Origin of the sequence: Solibacillus sp. FSL K6-1554 (assembly GCF_038005185.1) — a bacterium.
In the GTDB taxonomy this organism is placed as follows: Bacteria; Bacillota; Bacilli; order Bacillales_A; family Planococcaceae; genus Solibacillus; species Solibacillus silvestris.
In genome coordinates, this window is sequence record NZ_JBBOSS010000001.1 from 1,946,134 (window position 1) to 1,962,941 (window position 16,808).

Here is a 16,808-nt window from a genome sequence, read left to right on the forward strand (position 1 = left end):
TTTACTTTAATTAGAGGTGATTGAATGGAGAATAAACGTGAAATTTTTCATATACTAACACGAAGATTTGGATTACTAAACAAAAATTGCTGTTCTGTTGGATCCTTTGAAATATCTACAATTCAAAGTCAAATTCTCTACGAAATTGATAAACAGCATACACCTTCTATGCAACAAATTTCTGAAACACTTGCAATGGATATTACGACATTCAGCCGGCAAATTCAAACACTAGTGAAAATGGAATTGGTTAAAAAAACGCCTTCACTTCAAGATAAACGTGTATCAATTTTATCATTAACAACACAAGGAAAATTTGTTGCAACAACGATAGATGAATCCATGAATGCCTATTTAGAGGAAGTATTCTCACATATGAACGACTTTGAAAAAGAAACGGTACTTCGTTCGATTCAGCTTCTAAACGAAGCAATGTCTAAATCGACGGTATGCTGTACCCCGATTTACTAAGCAAGGATTTCTTGCTTTTTTATTTAGTATATAGTTGCAAACTACAAGTAATTAAGGAGGAAGTTATAAATGAACATACCGTTATCCATTAAAAATCAAAATTCAAGCTGTTGTGCACCTGTATCAACGTTAACTAATTCTTGCTGTGGTCCTGTGGAAGGTACACAAAATGAGTCACTCCCTAAAGAATCATCTATTAAGCTAAATAAAACATATCCTGTTGCTATTATTGGAGCAGGTCCAGTTGGCTTAGCTGCTGCTGCCCATCTATCTTTAGCTGGTGAAGCATTTATCCTTCTTGAAAAGGGATCTGAGGTTGCTGAAAACATAAAATCCTGGCAGCATGTTCGTCTATTTTCACCATGGCAATACAACGTGGATAAAGCTGCTAAACAATTGCTACTTAAATCTGGTTGGACTATGCCTGAAGAATCCATTCTACCAACAGGTCAAGAAATCCGCACGATGTATCTACAGCCATTAGCAAATTTACCTGAGATCAAACCATTTATATCGTTTAATACAACCGTTGTCGGCATTAGTAAAAAGAATCATGATAAAATGAAATCAGCTAGTCGCGATTCTGCGCCATTTGTACTTTATACAGAACAAAACGGTAAGACAGAGCGCATTTTAGCCAGTGCTGTTATTGATGCTACGGGTACATGGGCAACGCCGAATCCTGTTCATGCAGAGAATGTTTGGACTTCAGCTGAGCAAAAGCTTGCTGACAAGATCTTTTATGGTATTCCGAATGTTAAATCATTAAATGATCGCTATAAAGGCAAGCGAGTCGCTATTATTGGAGGTGGGCACTCAGCTATTAATACGATTTTAGAATTAGAAAAACTTGAAGATGTTGAAATTATATGGGTTTTACGTAAAAAGCGTGTAGAAGAAGCTTATGGCGGTGAAGAAAAGGATGCGCTTGCTGCTAGAGGTGAATTAGGGAGTCGCATTCATACTTTAGTTAATGAAGGAAAAATAAAAGTCTTTACTCCATTTTATATCGAAGAGCTTACACAAACATCTGATGGAATTATCATAAAAGGTGATGGCCCAACTGGCGAACATCAACTTCCAGCAGTTGATGAAATCATTGCGAATACAGGAAGCCGACCAGACTTCTCATTTTTAAAAGAAATCCGATTATCGATTGATTCTACTGTCGAAAGTGTTGAAGCATTAGCACCACTCATTGATCCAAATGAGCATAGCTGCGGTACGGTCCGTCCTCATGGTGAGTTAGAATTACGTCATCCTGAATCTGACTTTTATATTGTCGGTATGAAAAGTTATGGACGTGCTCCTACATTCCTAATGGCAACTGGTTATGAGCAAGTTCGATCAATTGTCGCTTACTTAACAGGTGATCTCGAAGCAGCTCGTAAAGTTGAGCTGGATCTTCCTGAAACGGGTGTTTGCAGTTTAGATTTAAATAGTAATAACAATTCTAACTGCTGTTAAAAAAGGATCCCCTTGAAAACTTTTCAAGGGGATTTCTTTATTATACTATTTTTTTAACTCATCGTTTACGAACTGCTCAATGCGTGCACCGATAGCATCACGTACTTGCTGGAAAATTGCCCATTTCTCTTCCTCAGTACCTGTAGCTTTTGCCGGGTCTTCGAATCCCCAATGCTCACGGCGTACACCTGGAGGAGTCATTGGACACTTATCTGCTGCATCTCCGCAAAGTGTTACGACTAATGTTGCTTTGTTTAAAATATCTTGGTTAATTAAATCCGAAGTATGGTGAGAAATATCGATCCCTACTTCATTCATCGCCTTGATCGCATTGGGATTGACACCATGCGTTTCAATTCCAGCTGAATACACTTCCCAATCTTCCGGTAATAGCTTTTGTGCCCATCCATCTGCCATTTGTGAACGACATGAATTCCCTGTACATAAGAAATATAGTGTGTTTTTGGTCATTTGAAACCCGCCCTTATTAAAAGATTAGTAATGTAATATATAGTCCAATTAAAGTAAAGATAAGAATAGGCACCGTTAACACAATCCCGGTTTTAAAGTACGTACCCCAAGAAATTTTTACACCTTTTTGAGATAGTACATATAACCAAACCAGTGTTGCCAGTGATCCGATTGGTGTAATTTTTGGACCTAAATCTGACCCGATCACGTTTGCGTAAATTAATGCTTCACGTAATGTACCATTCGTCGTCGTTTCAGCAATCGCTAAAGCATTGACCATCACTGTTGGCATATTGTTCATGACAGATGATAGAAAAGCCGCGATAAAGCCCATTCCAACAGTAGCTGCGAACAATCCTTGCTCTGCTGTCCATTCAATTACACTAGCTAACATAGGAGTTAAACCTGCATTGCCAAGTCCGTAAACAACGACATACATACCGATTGAAAAGAATACGATATTCCAAGGTGCACCTTTCACAACCGCTTTTGTATCAACGACAGCACTTTGCCGCGCCATGACTAAGAAGAAAACTGCAATAACGCCTGCAACAAGAGAAACTGGTACGCCAACAAATTCACTTGAGAAATAGCCAACAACTAAAATTGCAAGCACAACCCATGAAAGTTTAAACATTTTAATATCTTTAATTGCAAGGTTAGGTTCCTTTAACATCGATTCATTGTATTCTCGTGGAATCGACTTGTTAAAGGAAATCAGCAGCACGACAATCGTTGCCGCTAACGAGAACAAGTTGGGAATAATCATACGCGAAGCATACTCTACAAACCCAATATCGAAGAAATCTGCAGAAACAATGTTGACTAAGTTACTTACGACAAACGGTAAACTTGTCGTGTCCGCAATAAAGCCACTTGCCATAATAAATGGGAAAATCATTCTTTCGCTAAACTGTAAATTACGCACCATTGCTAACACAATGGGTGTTAAAATCAAAGCAGCTCCATCATTCGCAAATAATGCAGCAACGACAGCTCCTAGCAGACTAACATACACAAACATTTTAATACCATTGCCTTTTGCGGCCCGTGCCATATGTAGTGCAGCCCATTCGAACAAGCCGATTTCATCTAATATAAGTGAAATTAATATAATCGCAATAAACGATAATGTGGCATTCCACGTAATGTCAATGACTGTGCCGACATCGTTAAAATCAACAACACCAACAAGTAATGCGACGATTGCGCCAACCATTGCCGACCAGCCAATATTCAGTCCCTTTGGCTGCCAGATTACAAAAACCAGCGTTACAATAAAAATGAGTAACGCAATGACAAACATATTCAATTTTTAGCCCTCCACACATTCACTGTTAATTTTACATCCACATGTTGAATCTTCATTAATGGAAGCAAGTATATTTCGCATTAACGAAGTTTGATTTTCTTGTATTCGATAATGCTTCCATGTCCCTACCTTGCGTTCAGTAATAATACCAGCTTCCTTAAGTTTGCGTAGATGCTGACTCACGGCAGGCTGTGAAATATTAAGGACGTCTGTAAAATCACATACGCAAACTTCCCCTTTTTTCAAACAGGCTAAAATTCGTAAGCGATTGGCATCTGCAACTGCCTTTAATTGTTTTTCCATTAAATCGAGTTCCATTTGCATCCCTCCATAGCTATATAAGAATATACTTATATTATGTTCTTAGTCACGGTTTTGCAACTACTAAATTTTAATTTACAATTAACTCTGGTGAAATGTTAGAAGTACAAGTAACAGATAAAGGTGCACTTGCAGACTTTACAGCATGGGCTGGCGCAGGTGGTCACACTATTTTAGAGCAAAAAGAAGAAGCAGGCGTACTGTACTTCTACATTCAAAAAGCATAACAGTGTCTTGGGCGAGTAGAGCATTGTTCTACTCGCTTTAATTTTTATGAAAGAAGGATAAACAAATGGAATTCGATTGCCAGCTTTAGAAAGCCACAGTTTATGGAGCGGTTACACAAAATTTCTAAAAATTTACAAAGTGGACACTAGAAAAGCCATACACATCTGCTGTATATGGCTTCCTTGTTCATTAATATTGACGAATAAAATCGATTAAATCTTCTTTTGGCATGAAACCAGCTGTCTTTCCTTTTAATTCACCGTCTTTAAACACTAATAGCGATGGAATTGACATAATTTGATAGTTTTCTGCTGTAACTTGGTTCGTATCTACGTCTACCTTCACAATTTTAACTTCGTTTCCGATTTCTGCATCCAATTCCTCTAAAACTGGCGCAATCATTTTACATGGACCGCACCAAGCCGCCCAAAAGTCGACTAATACTACACCGTTTAAAATTTCTTGTTCAAATGTTTGATCTGTTGCATGTACAATTGCCATGTTTTATTCCTCCAAGTATGTTTGATGTTTTTTGATTAATTGGCGCAAGACCTCTTCGCTGACAGGGCCTACTAAGCGCTCCAGTTCCTCACCTTGTGCATTAAGTAGCACGGTTGTCGGGATAGACATTACCCGAAAGGCAGTTCCTACTTCATCTGATTCATCCAATAAAATTGGATAGGTCACTTCATATGTTTCCATAAAATTAACCAATGCATGCTCCCCGTTATCACGGTCTGTTAAATTTACCCCGATGAGCGCTACCCCCGCAGGTAAATCTTCCGCAAAGCTTTGCAAGTGAGGCATTTCTGCTTTGCATGGTGGACACCAGGTTGCGAAGAAGTTAACAATAGTCAGTTTCTGCTCTTGCTCCGATAAACTATACATTTCCCCGGTCGTTGTCGGTAAATCAATCATTTCATGGGCTATTGTTTCAGTTGCTTTCTCCACATCCACAAGCATCATTGCTACTAAACTTAAAATACCCGTGACGACCAAATACTGTGCTTGCTTTGTTTTTAAATACACTGTTAACAATACAAAAAGTTGGACTAGTGTTAAACTGCTCGTAAAGCCATTCAACCATGCTAGTAGTAAAAACTGTCCGAGTAACAGCCCGTGTTGATATTTTCTTTCAATAAGTACAAGGACCAAAAGCCAGATTAATGCATACAGCCAGTGCTCCTGAAATCCTAAACTAATGACACTAAATATCGCCACAACTCTCGCCCAGTATATCCAAATATCCGCCCATACTAGTATTTGTCTTTTTCTATATAGAATAAAAGCAAGTACCACTAATGCGAGAACGTGTCCTTTTAGTCCTCCGTCAAAATAAACTAATGATAACGGTGCTTTTATAAAGTCGGATAAAGAGAATAGGATATAGCTGAACTTCCAAACGAGAATATAGGTAAAGACAAGATGCTCTAATAATTTATTTGTTGCTACACCTACCTTCCGACTTCTAAAATCACTATATAAAATAGCAAGTATAAAAGCGAGCCATGCTACCGGAATATTGAATTGTCCTAAACTTATATACATCATCTGTTAATTCCCCTCTACCAGCAGTGGGCTTTCCAGGGCTTACTTAAAACACCGCCTGCAACTCCACCAATAATGATTACTTTTTTCATCCATAAACCTCCTACCTCTTCTTATATTTGCAAAACACCAATTTCTAACACATATAATATACCCCGGTGGGTATGTAGTCAACTGATTTTTTTATAAACCTTTCTATTTCCACGTCCAGTGAAGTTTTAATTGTCCTTTAATGTTTAATTTTTGATTAGAGACTTTACCTTTTTTATTTTTATCAATAATTTTGCAAATATGAGATAAACCCTCATTATGCCAAAACTTAGCCTGTATTTGAGTGTAAAGGGTATAGATAGGTTTATTAATTTGTTACAATAAACAATTGAACTGGAGGTAATGCATTATGATCAAATGGACCATAGTACTTATAACGGCAGGAATGCTGCTCGTTGGGTGCAGCGATGATGCTGCAGAAAAGAATAGTAAAGCGGAGGAAGAAACTCCTGGTGAGTTTCTCCAGGAAGAAGAAAAACCAAATGAAACCGATCAGCTTAAAGACGAACTCAGTGAGGAAGAGGCTGCAAAATTACCGGAATACAATATTATCCGTAAGCAAATTGGAGACGGTTCTTACAAAATTGTGATCATTGCTAATAACGAAGAAACTCGTATTCTCCATTTTTTAAATGCACAAAGTGAACTACAATACAAATCCGTGTTTGTAAAAGAGACCAATCGTTTAAAAATTATAAACACCAAAGGAGAAGGCATTGTATTTAATCAAGTCATTGGATAGGCGCAATTTATCTAATGTCTCCAAAGGTAGTTCGAAAATGAATCAACCGTGAATCCCTTCCTTTGAATAAAACTCGCTTCAATAATGGCGAGTTTTTTGTCATATTTTAGACTTATTTATTATACTGACATTCTATTGCTTCCTCAGCCTCTTGCTGCTGTACTTCTAACAAATGTCATCCGATAGACATTGAGGAACCATTTCTCGTGACATCTCTACCTCATATTTAAAAAATAATTTCCTTTAAAATTGCATAAGATGACTCTCATTTAAACAACCTTTGCCTCCTTAAAAATAAAGTAAATTAAAAAAACTAGATATTTTCCGGAAATCCAATAAAAATTTGTTATATATATAAGAATTACCAGTATTATTATCCTAGAATAACTAGTAAAATATTATTATTAAGATTAAGGAGGATTTACCGCGTTGAAAAAAGTATTTAAACTTGGTTGTGGTGGTTTTTTAGCACTTATAATACTAGTGATAATCATTGCAGTGTTCAGTGACGGAGATACGTCTGAAGTGGATTCAGATACAAAAGTTGAAACGGCAACTGAACCAAAAGAAAACGCAGCAGAAACAAAAGAAGCTGTTAAAGAAGAACCAAAAGAGGAAGCAAAAGAAGATAATGTACCGCGCGAATATAAATCTGCGTTGAAAAAAGCGGAAATGTATGCAGAGACAATGCAAATGTCTAAAGCAGGTATTTACGATCAGTTAATTTCGGAATATGGAGAAGGTTTCCCTAAAGAAGCTGCGCAATATGCAATCGATAACCTGGAGCATGACTGGAAAGCGAATGCATTAGAAAAAGCAAAATCATACGCTGAAACAATGGCAATGTCTGACTCTGCAATTTATGATCAATTGATTTCCGAATACGGTGAAAAATTTACGGCTGAAGAAGCTCAGTACGCAATTGATAATTTAGAATAAAATGAAAGCCTTCCATCAAATTGATTGGTGGAAGGCTTCTTCCGTTAAAATTCATCGATCTTTTTAATTAACCTCTTTAAAAGATCAATGGAATTGACAGGATCGCTCTTATACTGCAAACTATGATCCGCGCCAGCAAGTAGACTTGTCACAAGCTTAGGATTATTGACGAATTGACTATATCTTTCCGCATTATAATGCGTGTCATCATCCCCAATAAAACATAAACTTTCATTATGACTGTTTAACATCGATTCAAAAACATCATCCCGATTAAGAAGCGGTGTTAACCAAACAGCTTTTGCATTATAAAAAGTCTCTCTTTCCAACAGAGACGCCATAGCAATGGTACCTAGAGATTTTCCGACAAAATAATAGTCCTCATACGAATTTTCTTTTAAAACATTATCAATGACCGCACCCACATCATGTTTTATCGCTTCAACGAGTTCTTCCATACTGAAATGGTCATAGAACTTATCGTTATAGGTATAATTGACCTGCAGTACATCTACAGACTTCCGTAAAAATATACCCGTTGAATAATGAAGTAGAGGTGCTTGAGTGGTATATCCTGCCCCGGGAAGCAGAATCGCCAATTTCGAGGCATGCTCATCAGTGCTTAATATTGTAAATGGAATATCCTTTTCTTTATAACCTGTAATAGTATCTGTTTTTACTTTAAACATACACATCCCCCCTTAAAAAGTTTATTTATTACTCGGTTCACTCGCATTTTTATCGATATTCACGGTCCATGAAACAATCGTTGTACTGTCCCGTACGCCGTTTTCTTGAATTTCTTTTAATAGATGGTGCACAGCATTGGAATGAGATTTGGTATGGTCAAACACCTTCATAATTTCCTCAGGGTTATCAAATGAAGTATGAGGACATTCTGTTAACCCGTCCGTTGTCACAAAAAGCTGATTTAGCCCTTTTCGCAATTCCCTGCGCCCCGTACTATAACATGGTACTTCCATTTCAAATGTATTGACATTCCCGATCCACTCGTAAAAATTCCTTTGATTTAGCTGATATTGATGCATATTAGCCAGCTCAGGATGAAATAGATGTAGAATACAGTCTCCAACTGAAAACCACCAAATATATTTGCTTTTCCTAAAAACGATAAGACAAGCCGTTTCGCCTTGCACCTTACGGCAACGAGCTAAAAAATGCGGATCTTGAAAAATCTGAATGATATAATCGTCCAATTCATTAAAAGCATCGGGTAGTGACTTGTTAAAAATTGTGATCAAGTTATATTCTTCATTCATAATGGTCTCCACGACTAGTTCGGCGCTTTCCGCACTGTTATGAGCATCAAGAATCATGACGAATTCCCAGTCCTGCTCTTTATTCAACCAAACGATACAACCATCTTCGTTTTTGTATTGCCCTGCTGATGAATTACCGCCAAACCGACCAATTGCAAGATTGTTGAATTGCTGAATATGTGGTAAATCAACTAAATGTGTTTCGCTCCCTACCCAACTGAATTTAAACACTTTCTACATCCCTCCTTACACCACATTATTTATAGATTTTCATAGTATATCACCTTCAAGGTAAAATTTGTAAAATAAAGAAAAAGCTTAACCCTTTATTGAGCTAAGCTTTTTTATCTCGACTGAAAATGACTATTTCTTTTCATACTCATCGAATTTTATGTTTTTCTTACTAGCCATTAGATAAATATAACTTGTTGCCATCGATTTATCTTCCTGAACGATTAATTCATTCCCTGATTTATCGATAAATTTATAATTGCCTAATGCATTCGGCACAAACTCTAAAGCAACACGTTCAATCGAATCCCATTGCATTTTCTCAGAGCCGATTAATTGGCTTTTAAACACTACCTGCTCATTAATCGCTGTGTACGTACTTGTTGAGCTATACAACGTCACCAATCCTCCGATCAGGAGCAGTAAACTAAGCACATAGGTCGCAATTTGACGTTTCCAGCATAGCATTGCAAAAGCTGCAGCCAATATTACAAATCCTGCGATAATAATTTTCACATTGGTTCTAAATGAATAAATATAAAAATACGAGCGATCTGTCAAAAATAAATCCGGAACAGTCATAGGTACAAATATGGCGAACAGCGGTGAAATAATGATACAAGTAACCGCCATTACACCAAAAATCAGTCTCGGTGAATAGTCTTTAAACATGGCCGTTCTCATCCCCTCTTAAAAAATATCTTTATACTATAAATTTAATGTATAATGGACTATTTTTCAATAATTTGGAAAAAATGAGGGGACGAATTTTATATAAAATAAAAAAGCAATCGAATTCTCCAATTGCTTTTATCATTTTTCTTATTAAACTTCCACACGGTAACGCCAATTTGTATGCTTTACATCCTCATAATTGATATACGCAACGCTTGCTTCGATGACATCGTTTAAGTTCAGGTTATGCTGTTTTGCGAATTCCTTCAGGCTTTCCAGTAATTCTTTATCGCATGTTGTCCGAAATTCAATGCGATCTTTTGGTCGGTTTTTTTTATCATAAGCAATTGTACCGGACTCAATTAAATTACTATAACCATTTTCCAATAAATAGCCGATATGGGTATCATATTTTTCGGCAAGCTGTTTTAAGCTGTTTATTATCGCCGCGCTCATTCGCGTTTTATACCGGATTCTTGATTCATCCGTTGTTTGGATCAGTTTCCCGTTATGTATCTTCCACATCGTCATTCTCCTATCACCAATTCATTACGTATATTATATAGCCATTATCGGGCAAATGAAAACACTCCTTATGGCATAAGGAGTGTAAAGGGGTAAAGTTGCGGCCGGTATTGCATATTAAGTTGTAATATTTTGTACGTTAGTTTAACTTTTATAAAACGTTTGAGCTGAAATTTTCAATGGTATATCTCAATTCGTGTATGCATTTCGCTCGCCTAATTTGGTTTGGCATCTTTCGAAAATCTTCGTTAAAGCATTTTGTTCATTAATTGCCTAAAATAAACTGTGAATGTTGCTTGATAAACGCATACAACGAAGCTAATAGAAATCATCATATAAACAATCTAAACTAGTGGTTAACTTACTGTCTACTCTTCAGTGACCGCAACTTTACTTACAAGTTATATACCACCTTAAAACATTTTTAAACCTAATATGCAGACTTTTTTTTCGGATTTTTTATCGTTCAAGTATATAATAGAAGGAACGGAGGTGTCTTACATGCTAAAAATCAAAAAGATCGAGTTTATTAAAGTTCTGTATGACGACGCAATAGCGCAAAATATATTTTCAATCGCCAATATTACGTTTTCAAATAGAAGTCCGATACAAGGTGCCCTCCTCTACTGGCAGCAAAATGAATCAAAGGAACCTTATACGAAAGAAGGCGACTACAAGTTTTTCTATGACTTGGCAAAAGCGCAGTATTTTGCGGCTGTAAAGTTTCCGAAAGACTGTGAGTTAACACGGGATGAACGCCAGGAACTTGCCTATATATTACTGGAAGAACGCGGGGCCATCGGGACGTACAGTTTTGTCTCAACTAAGCCGAGAGCAGCCTTCCATTTAAATAAGGCTTTTCAGGAAATTGCGTTCCCTACACAGTTTTCAGTAGATGATTTTAACGATTTATCTGTTATGAAAAAGCTGGAGGCCAATGTTGAGACCATTTACGAGCAACTACCATATGACCGTGTATTTTTGGAAGCTTATAGAAATTGGTGCATTCAAGCAGTCCAGTTGCATCCTTCCCGCTTAACAGCTTATTTTCAATACTTGCCGTTTACGTATGTGTGTTATGCGAATCCGCTTTTATCAGAGCAGTTTCTAATCGATTATTTGCCTGAAGTGGATCTGGAAGCACTACAGTATAACAAGCCGGTACTTGAGCGGTTGTCGATGTCCTTTAAACGTTATTTAGTGACAACGTTAATGGCCAACAAAAAGCGTCTGAATCCGGATTTTGTCGATCAGCTGGATGATTTTATCGAAAGCAATGCCTTTTATAATTCCTTTGAGCTTATCTATTTACCGGAAGCCGATGACATCCCGGATATGGATTTGCAGCTATTCGAATATGACCGCGGATCTTATAAATGGGCAGGCAGTGAGCACTTAGTTAAAGGAATCCCTTCCCTTGTCAGTCAGAAGTATAACCGGTATGGGGATAGACGTTTAACAAATACCGAAATGGATAAAAAATTTAAGGCCTACAATGAAGAACAAAAGCAGTTATTTACAGCAATCGCGGAGCTGCATTGGCTAAATAAATACCGAAATGAGCTGGATTGGTCATATATTTGCCAATATAATGTGCATTTAACGGAACAGTTTTTAACAGCGCATCTTAATTATGTCGATTTCAATGCGCTAGGCCAGAATACGGATATCGCGGTTAACGCTGATTTTTTATCAACTTATTTGCACCGGTTTAACCATCAAAAAGCGGTTCCGTTAATAATTTCTCATTTAACAGAGCAGTTTTATTTAACGCATAAAGACGAAATTAAAGTTGATCTCGATTTGCTGTATAAATATATGGACAATATTGATGAGGAAGAGTTTTTGCGAATTGAAAATTATTTCCTTGAATAATACAAGGCTGCTTTGTATCACCATTACGAAGCAGCTTTTTTTGTTTTAAAAAACAAAAATCAACCTACAATATATTTGTAGATTGATTTAATAAAGTAAATTAAGTTGTAATTTCATAAACACCTCGATGCAGCATGGCGTAATTTGCAGACAGATAAGACATTTCCATCGTCAGATCAGGCTGGATATAGTGAATGTTCACAAGCTCAATCGAATGAATCGGCATTACATCCTTATAATATACTGTTTCGGTTTGAGGACTAATCATGTTGTCTCATCTCCTGTTCCATTGCATAGCCGTTATAAGCAAGTAATTGCTGATGGGAAAGCTGATTCACATAATATCGGAAATTAACCGGCTGTAATCCAAACTGTTCACATTTCTCTACATACATCTGATACCCTTTTTCAAAATAATTCATTGGACTTCTCTCCTTTGTTATATAACAGTTTTTATTTGTAAATTAAATATATAACAGTTTATAAACAGTGTCAATGAATTATCTGAATTTTATTTTACTTTTGAACATTAGCGACGAACCGTTCTTTTCGTGGAACCGCAGTAGACAATAATTTCATCTCATCGACATCTTTGTTACCATAGGAGGCGGGAGGAATTTAATGAAACTTATTTATAAAAAACTAATCGATTTTGGAGTAAATCCAATAGTTGCTGAGTATCTCTCAGTAGGAATCATGATTATTTTTATCGTGATCCTTTGTTTATTGGCAAACTTTATCACTAAAAAGATTGTCATCCGATTTATTACACATATTGTGAATAATAACAAATATACGTGGGATAACATCCTTTTAGAAAAGAAAGTATTTCACAAGTTATCTCATATCGTTCCGGCGATTATTATTTATCATTTTGCTGAAGCTTTTACGTATCAGGACCTCATCGAAAAAGGGGCCATTACGTATATCATAATCGTCGTAATAAGTTTATTAGGCAGTTTATTGAATGCTTTTCATGAAATTTATCTTACGTATGAAATTTCAAAAGTTCAGCCGATTAAAGGCTATATTCAAGTAGCAAAAATTATTGTTTATGTCCTGGGGATTATATTGATCATCGCGAACTTAATTGGTAAAAATCCGCTCATTATTCTAAGTGGGCTAGGTGCACTGTCAGCTGTCTTGCTGCTCGTTTTTAAAGATTCCTTATTAGGGCTTGTTGCAGGAATTCAATTAACATCAAACGATATGGTGCGTGTAGGTGATTGGATTGAAATGCCGAAATACGGTGCGGATGGGGATGTCATTGACCTTTCGTTAAACACTGTGAAAGTACAGAATTTTGATAAAACGATTACGACGATTCCAAGCTATGCACTAATTTCGGACTCTTTTAAAAACTGGAGAGGTATGCAAGTAACTGGTGGGAGAAGGATCAAACGTTCCTTATTTATTGATACAACAAGTATTGCGTTTTGCTCGAGGGAACAGATCGAGAAGTTACGAAACATACATTATCTTACGGACTATATTGATACGAGACAGCGTGAGATTACTGAATATAATATTAAGCATCGGATCGATACAAGCAATCAGGTAAATGGCAGAGCACTGACTAATGTCGGTTTATTCCGAACATATATAAGTAATTACTTAAAAAATCATCCAGGCATTCATAAAGAAATGACCACAATGGTAAGACAATTGGCTCCGAATGAATATGGTTTACCAATTGAAATTTATGCTTTTTCAAATGATATCAATTGGGCCGTATATGAATCTATACAATCTGATATTTTCGACCATCTCTTTGCCATTGCGTCAGAATTTGACCTTCGACTATTCCAAAATCCGACGGGCAATGACTTTAAAGCGATGAGTTCCCTACATTTAAATAATCATGAAGGTGAATCAAATTAATTGATCGCTTTAAAAATAGCCATTTTCTTTCATAAGAAATGGCTATTTTTTTTAACTCATGCGGGCTCCTATCGCGCTTCCTGTTAAATATCTCTATATTCATATAGTTTACATAATATTATTATTATAAATTATTGAATGGGTTATTTTTAAGTACTTCTTGAATTTGTTCGTCTTCGATATGTGTATAGATTTGTGTTGTCGCGACACTGGAGTGACCAAGAATATGCTGCAGTGTCCGGATGTCCGCTCCGGATTTATACATCATTGTCGCGGATGTATGTCGAAGTTTATGCGGTGTCAGCTTCTCTTTCGGTGAATGGCTGTTTGCATTGATTACTTTCACGATTCGTGCAATCGACTGTCTCGCAAATCGTGTCCCTTTTTGGGAAATGAACAGCGGTTCTTTCCCGTCCCCTTTATACGCATGCCGCTCCTGTAAATACTTATCCAATGCATTCATACAGGCATCATTTAAATACACATGACGTTCTTTATTCCCTTTCCCGATTACCGTCAGCATACGACCATTAATAGAATCGATATTGAGTGAGCATAACTCGGATACACGAATGCCAAGATTCAGGAAAAAAACCATCATGCATTCATCGCGTGCACAATAGGACTGTGTCTGTACTGCGCCGATAAAATCCTTTGCCTCATTATAATTTAAGTAAACTGGCTGGCGTCGGCCAATTTTTGGTATTTCCAAATGTTCAGCCGGATTTTCATCAATTAGACGACGTTTCCCTTTTAAATATTTAAAAAAGGATTTTAATGTTGCGACTTTGCGTGCGCGGGCTGATGAGGAGTTACCTCGCTGTACTTCGCAATATTCCATAAATAAATATAAATCTTCCAGAGACACTTCTTTTATTTGGTCAATTGTAATGGTCGAAATGTCGATTGTATGTAAACGGTCTAACGGAATATCATCTTCAATCGCTTTAAGGAAACGCATAAATAAAATAAGATCATATTCATATTCTTTTCGGGTTCTTTGCGACTTTCCCGTAATCGTTGTTAAGTATATTAAAAAATCACGTAAAAATTTCGGCAGCTGCATTTTCGTCCAATCCCCCTCTATTTAGCTCTTATTATAGCATAAAAAATGTTCCCAAATTTATATTTGGGAACATTATTGCTAATTTAGAAGATTTAAGCGGTTTTTCGACAATAAAAAGGAACAAATGTTCTTATTTCGTAATTTCGCCCTCAGACGAAGCGAAATGTCGAATCGTGGATGGTAACCCATGTCGAATCGTCTGAGCGCGATTTTTGTCATCGCAGCTTTTGGTTAAATTTATCGGATTTTGGGAATAGATGTTCCAGGAGGTGAAAGGATGAATTCGTTAAAAACCCACTATGTTTTTTATTATCCTTTCAATTATCGACAGTACGATTTTGTAAAATTACAGCAAATATTAAAACGCAACAAATTTTATCATTTTACTATCGATGAAGAGGAATTCAACGAAACACTTTACGGTCCGGATATCGAAGTTTCCCACCAATTGTTAAAGCAATTCTTTTACCCTTTCATGGAAGAGAAATTATTGAACGACGAGATTTCCATACGAAACTTTAACCGCTACTCCAAAAAAATTCTTTGTGATGGAAAAATGAAGACGGCATTCGATGATATTCCATTTACATTATTGAGCGCGGATATCAATCTTTGTCCATTTGGGATCGGAATTTTAGCGGTGAGGATACAATTGGCAGATGATGTGAATTTAAATGCCGCTTTATCATTCGGTCATTTTTTTAGAGTACTGCAGCCGAAAATTGATGAAGAGCTAGGTGCAGAAATTACTTACGACAATTTTGTCTTTTATAATACAGATGAATTAATATTAAAGAAAATTGCACCTTTTTTAGAACAGTTTTTTGTCGATTATTCTTCGATTCATAAAAATATTAGTAAAATACCGTTTTTTGAAGATGAGCGGATGTATGTCAGTGCTTTTTTTCATTTGGAAGAAGGCGCTGAAATCGACGAGCATTTACTGTATCGAGCAGGACAGTTAAACGGACGTGACAAAAATGGGGATCCCTATATATCAAGTTCAAATGAAGAGTATATTGAACGCTTTGTGCAGGAGCATTGCTACGAAAGATGGGCACCGAAATTTCATATTATAACTACATTGCAAGGCCATATTCACCTTTCGTCCGTAAACGATGAAAGCATGAAAAAATATTTGAACAGCTTTCATTCTGTTTCTTACTATACATTGCTTATCCACTATTTTTATAAGCTGATGTTGTTAAAACTCGTATTTGAACATAGTGAATTGAAGTTTTCGAAAGATAAGGACATTGTAGAGGAATTAATTGAACAGATTACGAAATTCGCATCCAGGTATTACTTTTCAGAGGTTTCGGCACGTTCGGAAGGTAAAGAAATTTCGCACTATTTCCGGAAAGCGTTTCGTATTGATGGACTGTACCGCGAGACAAAGGAAACGCTCGAAGAACTATATCGGATACAGGAAGACCGTTCAACGGACAGGTTAAATAAACTGATTTTTATTTTGACGATTTTCAGTATGATTTCCGGTATATACGGAATGAACTTGGTCATTGAGATGCTGGCAGAGCCATTTAATATATCCGAAATTTTTAGTTTTACATTTTTTGAATGGATTGCACTTATACTGATGGTCTTCGGCTTACTGACGCTGGCACTGCTTATTTTGAATCAAGTTTATAAATATTCAATTAGCTACTACGGGAAAGTGAATAGGCGACGTCAAAGATAATGGGGTTATGGGGATAGTCAATTGAC

The 16,808-nt window shown here is 36.6% G+C and carries 20 protein-coding genes; 8 read left to right on the forward strand and 12 right to left on the reverse strand.

Annotated elements, in window-relative coordinates; translation table 11 throughout:
- Positions 1–24: 24 nt before the first annotated feature.
- Together MHB58_RS09475 and MHB58_RS09480 are read left to right on the forward strand one after the other, a co-directional pair.
- Positions 25–471, forward strand: coding sequence for a MarR family winged helix-turn-helix transcriptional regulator (locus MHB58_RS09475; protein WP_014823860.1), 447 nt, complete (start codon positions 25–27; stop codon positions 469–471).
- A 69-nt stretch (positions 472–540) separates the two neighbouring features.
- On the forward strand, positions 541–1,938 hold the full coding sequence (locus tag MHB58_RS09480) for an NAD(P)-binding domain-containing protein (RefSeq protein WP_340735098.1): 1,398 nt from the start codon (positions 541–543) through the stop codon (positions 1,936–1,938).
- Positions 1,939–1,983: 45 nt separating this feature from the next.
- Here MHB58_RS09480 and arsC read toward each other — a convergent pair whose 3' ends face one another.
- From arsC to MHB58_RS09495, 3 genes are read right to left on the reverse strand one after another with little or no spacing between them, the layout of a single operon-like run.
- The gene (gene arsC / locus MHB58_RS09485; protein WP_008407210.1) at positions 1,984–2,409 is read right to left on the reverse strand and encodes an arsenate reductase (thioredoxin); all 426 of its coding nucleotides are present in this window, start codon (positions 2,407–2,409) and stop codon (positions 1,984–1,986) included.
- A gap of 16 nt (positions 2,410–2,425) precedes the next feature.
- Entirely contained in the window at positions 2,426–3,715 is a 1,290-nt protein-coding gene (locus MHB58_RS09490; RefSeq protein ID WP_445683155.1) for an arsenic transporter, read from the reverse strand.
- Positions 3,716–3,724: 9 nt separating this feature from the next.
- The gene (locus tag MHB58_RS09495) at positions 3,725–4,039 is read right to left on the reverse strand and encodes an ArsR/SmtB family transcription factor (RefSeq protein ID WP_065215958.1); all 315 of its coding nucleotides are present in this window, start codon (positions 4,037–4,039) and stop codon (positions 3,725–3,727) included.
- Positions 4,040–4,122: 83 nt separating this feature from the next.
- Here MHB58_RS09495 and MHB58_RS09500 point away from each other — a divergent pair, with 83 nt between their 5' ends.
- Positions 4,123–4,269 carry a sulfurtransferase TusA family protein gene (locus tag MHB58_RS09500; RefSeq protein ID WP_445683156.1) on the forward strand — a complete coding sequence of 49 codons (147 nt, stop codon included), beginning with the start codon at positions 4,123–4,125 and terminating at the stop codon, positions 4,267–4,269.
- 190 nt (positions 4,270–4,459) lie between these two features.
- Here MHB58_RS09500 and trxA read toward each other — a convergent pair whose 3' ends face one another.
- A complete protein-coding gene (gene trxA, locus MHB58_RS09505) occupies positions 4,460–4,771 on the reverse strand; it encodes a thioredoxin (protein WP_014823856.1) in 312 nt (103 codons plus the stop codon).
- Between the two features lie 3 nt (positions 4,772–4,774).
- Complete coding sequence (locus tag MHB58_RS09510; RefSeq protein ID WP_340735100.1) at positions 4,775–5,821, reverse strand: TlpA family protein disulfide reductase; 1,047 nt, start codon at positions 5,819–5,821, stop codon at positions 4,775–4,777.
- A gap of 397 nt (positions 5,822–6,218) precedes the next feature.
- Between MHB58_RS09510 and MHB58_RS09515 the strand changes: the two genes are divergently transcribed.
- Together MHB58_RS09515 and MHB58_RS09520 are read left to right on the forward strand one after the other, a co-directional pair.
- Positions 6,219–6,611, forward strand: a complete 393-nt coding sequence (locus tag MHB58_RS09515; RefSeq protein ID WP_340735101.1) for a hypothetical protein — start codon at positions 6,219–6,221, stop codon at positions 6,609–6,611.
- 429 nt (positions 6,612–7,040) lie between these two features.
- A complete protein-coding gene (locus MHB58_RS09520) occupies positions 7,041–7,550 on the forward strand; it encodes an Ltp family lipoprotein (protein WP_014823853.1) in 510 nt (169 codons plus the stop codon).
- 44 nt (positions 7,551–7,594) lie between these two features.
- Here the strand turns inward: MHB58_RS09520 and MHB58_RS09525 are convergent, their stop codons facing one another.
- From MHB58_RS09525 to MHB58_RS09540, 4 genes are all read right to left on the reverse strand, one after another.
- Positions 7,595–8,239: an alpha/beta hydrolase gene (locus MHB58_RS09525; RefSeq protein ID WP_340735102.1), complete on the reverse strand. Its 645-nt coding sequence runs from the start codon at positions 8,237–8,239 to the stop codon at positions 7,595–7,597.
- 21 nt (positions 8,240–8,260) lie between these two features.
- The gene (locus MHB58_RS09530; protein ID WP_340735103.1) at positions 8,261–9,061 is read right to left on the reverse strand and encodes a protein phosphatase 2C domain-containing protein; all 801 of its coding nucleotides are present in this window, start codon (positions 9,059–9,061) and stop codon (positions 8,261–8,263) included.
- A gap of 132 nt (positions 9,062–9,193) precedes the next feature.
- Positions 9,194–9,733, reverse strand: coding sequence for an ATP-dependent exonuclease (locus MHB58_RS09535; protein WP_339264560.1), 540 nt, complete (start codon positions 9,731–9,733; stop codon positions 9,194–9,196).
- 153 nt (positions 9,734–9,886) lie between these two features.
- Entirely contained in the window at positions 9,887–10,261 is a 375-nt protein-coding gene (locus tag MHB58_RS09540; RefSeq protein ID WP_008407221.1) for a hypothetical protein, read from the reverse strand.
- A gap of 501 nt (positions 10,262–10,762) precedes the next feature.
- Between MHB58_RS09540 and MHB58_RS09545 the strand changes: the two genes are divergently transcribed.
- On the forward strand, positions 10,763–12,136 hold the full coding sequence (locus MHB58_RS09545) for a nucleoside-diphosphate sugar epimerase (protein WP_340735104.1): 1,374 nt from the start codon (positions 10,763–10,765) through the stop codon (positions 12,134–12,136).
- A 100-nt stretch (positions 12,137–12,236) separates the two neighbouring features.
- Here MHB58_RS09545 and MHB58_RS09550 read toward each other — a convergent pair whose 3' ends face one another.
- Together MHB58_RS09550 and MHB58_RS09555 are read right to left on the reverse strand one after the other, a co-directional pair.
- Positions 12,237–12,404, reverse strand: coding sequence for a hypothetical protein (locus MHB58_RS09550; RefSeq protein WP_008407223.1), 168 nt, complete (start codon positions 12,402–12,404; stop codon positions 12,237–12,239).
- Positions 12,397–12,558 (reverse strand): hypothetical protein, encoded by a 162-nt coding sequence (locus MHB58_RS09555; RefSeq protein WP_008407224.1) that lies wholly within the window; start codon positions 12,556–12,558, stop codon positions 12,397–12,399. Before MHB58_RS09555 ends, MHB58_RS09550 begins: the two co-directional genes overlap by 8 nt.
- Before the next feature lie 199 nt (positions 12,559–12,757).
- Between MHB58_RS09555 and MHB58_RS09560 the strand changes: the two genes are divergently transcribed.
- The gene (locus MHB58_RS09560; RefSeq protein ID WP_008407225.1) at positions 12,758–14,017 is read left to right on the forward strand and encodes a mechanosensitive ion channel family protein; all 1,260 of its coding nucleotides are present in this window, start codon (positions 12,758–12,760) and stop codon (positions 14,015–14,017) included.
- Positions 14,018–14,141: 124 nt separating this feature from the next.
- On the opposite strand, the gene MHB58_RS09565 is transcribed toward MHB58_RS09560, so the two are convergent.
- Positions 14,142–15,083, reverse strand: coding sequence for a tyrosine recombinase XerC (locus MHB58_RS09565; RefSeq protein ID WP_340735105.1), 942 nt, complete (start codon positions 15,081–15,083; stop codon positions 14,142–14,144).
- 277 nt (positions 15,084–15,360) lie between these two features.
- Here MHB58_RS09565 and MHB58_RS09570 point away from each other — a divergent pair, with 277 nt between their 5' ends.
- A complete protein-coding gene (locus MHB58_RS09570) occupies positions 15,361–16,782 on the forward strand; it encodes a hypothetical protein (protein WP_014823845.1) in 1,422 nt (473 codons plus the stop codon).
- Positions 16,783–16,808: the final 26 nt, after the last annotated feature.

Bases quoted from the DNA above. Each gene is read 5' to 3' on its own strand.
- MHB58_RS09555 (WP_008407224.1), bottom strand. From the start codon at position 12,558: ATGAATTATTTTGAAAAAGGGTATCAGATGTATGTAGAGAAATGTGAA.
- MHB58_RS09570 (WP_014823845.1), top strand. From the start codon at position 15,361: ATGAATTCGTTAAAAACCCACTATGTTTTTTATTATCCTTTCAATTAT.
- MHB58_RS09510 (WP_340735100.1), bottom strand. From the start codon at position 5,821: ATGATGTATATAAGTTTAGGACAATTCAATATTCCGGTAGCATGGCTC.
- MHB58_RS09560 (WP_008407225.1), top strand. From the start codon at position 12,758: ATGAAACTTATTTATAAAAAACTAATCGATTTTGGAGTAAATCCAATA.
- MHB58_RS09475 (WP_014823860.1), top strand. From the start codon at position 25: ATGGAGAATAAACGTGAAATTTTTCATATACTAACACGAAGATTTGGA.
- MHB58_RS09535 (WP_339264560.1), bottom strand. From the start codon at position 9,733: ATGTTTAAAGACTATTCACCGAGACTGATTTTTGGTGTAATGGCGGTT.
- MHB58_RS09525 (WP_340735102.1), bottom strand. From the start codon at position 8,239: ATGTTTAAAGTAAAAACAGATACTATTACAGGTTATAAAGAAAAGGAT.
- MHB58_RS09550 (WP_008407223.1), bottom strand. From the start codon at position 12,404: ATGATTAGTCCTCAAACCGAAACAGTATATTATAAGGATGTAATGCCG.
- MHB58_RS09540 (WP_008407221.1), bottom strand. From the start codon at position 10,261: ATGTGGAAGATACATAACGGGAAACTGATCCAAACAACGGATGAATCA.
- arsC (WP_008407210.1), bottom strand. From the start codon at position 2,409: ATGACCAAAAACACACTATATTTCTTATGTACAGGGAATTCATGTCGT.
- MHB58_RS09495 (WP_065215958.1), bottom strand. From the start codon at position 4,039: ATGGAACTCGATTTAATGGAAAAACAATTAAAGGCAGTTGCAGATGCC.
- trxA (WP_014823856.1), bottom strand. From the start codon at position 4,771: ATGGCAATTGTACATGCAACAGATCAAACATTTGAACAAGAAATTTTA.
- MHB58_RS09565 (WP_340735105.1), bottom strand. From the start codon at position 15,083: ATGCAGCTGCCGAAATTTTTACGTGATTTTTTAATATACTTAACAACG.
- MHB58_RS09490 (WP_445683155.1), bottom strand. From the start codon at position 3,715: ATGTTTGTCATTGCGTTACTCATTTTTATTGTAACGCTGGTTTTTGTA.
- MHB58_RS09515 (WP_340735101.1), top strand. From the start codon at position 6,219: ATGATCAAATGGACCATAGTACTTATAACGGCAGGAATGCTGCTCGTT.
- MHB58_RS09480 (WP_340735098.1), top strand. From the start codon at position 541: ATGAACATACCGTTATCCATTAAAAATCAAAATTCAAGCTGTTGTGCA.
- MHB58_RS09545 (WP_340735104.1), top strand. From the start codon at position 10,763: ATGCTAAAAATCAAAAAGATCGAGTTTATTAAAGTTCTGTATGACGAC.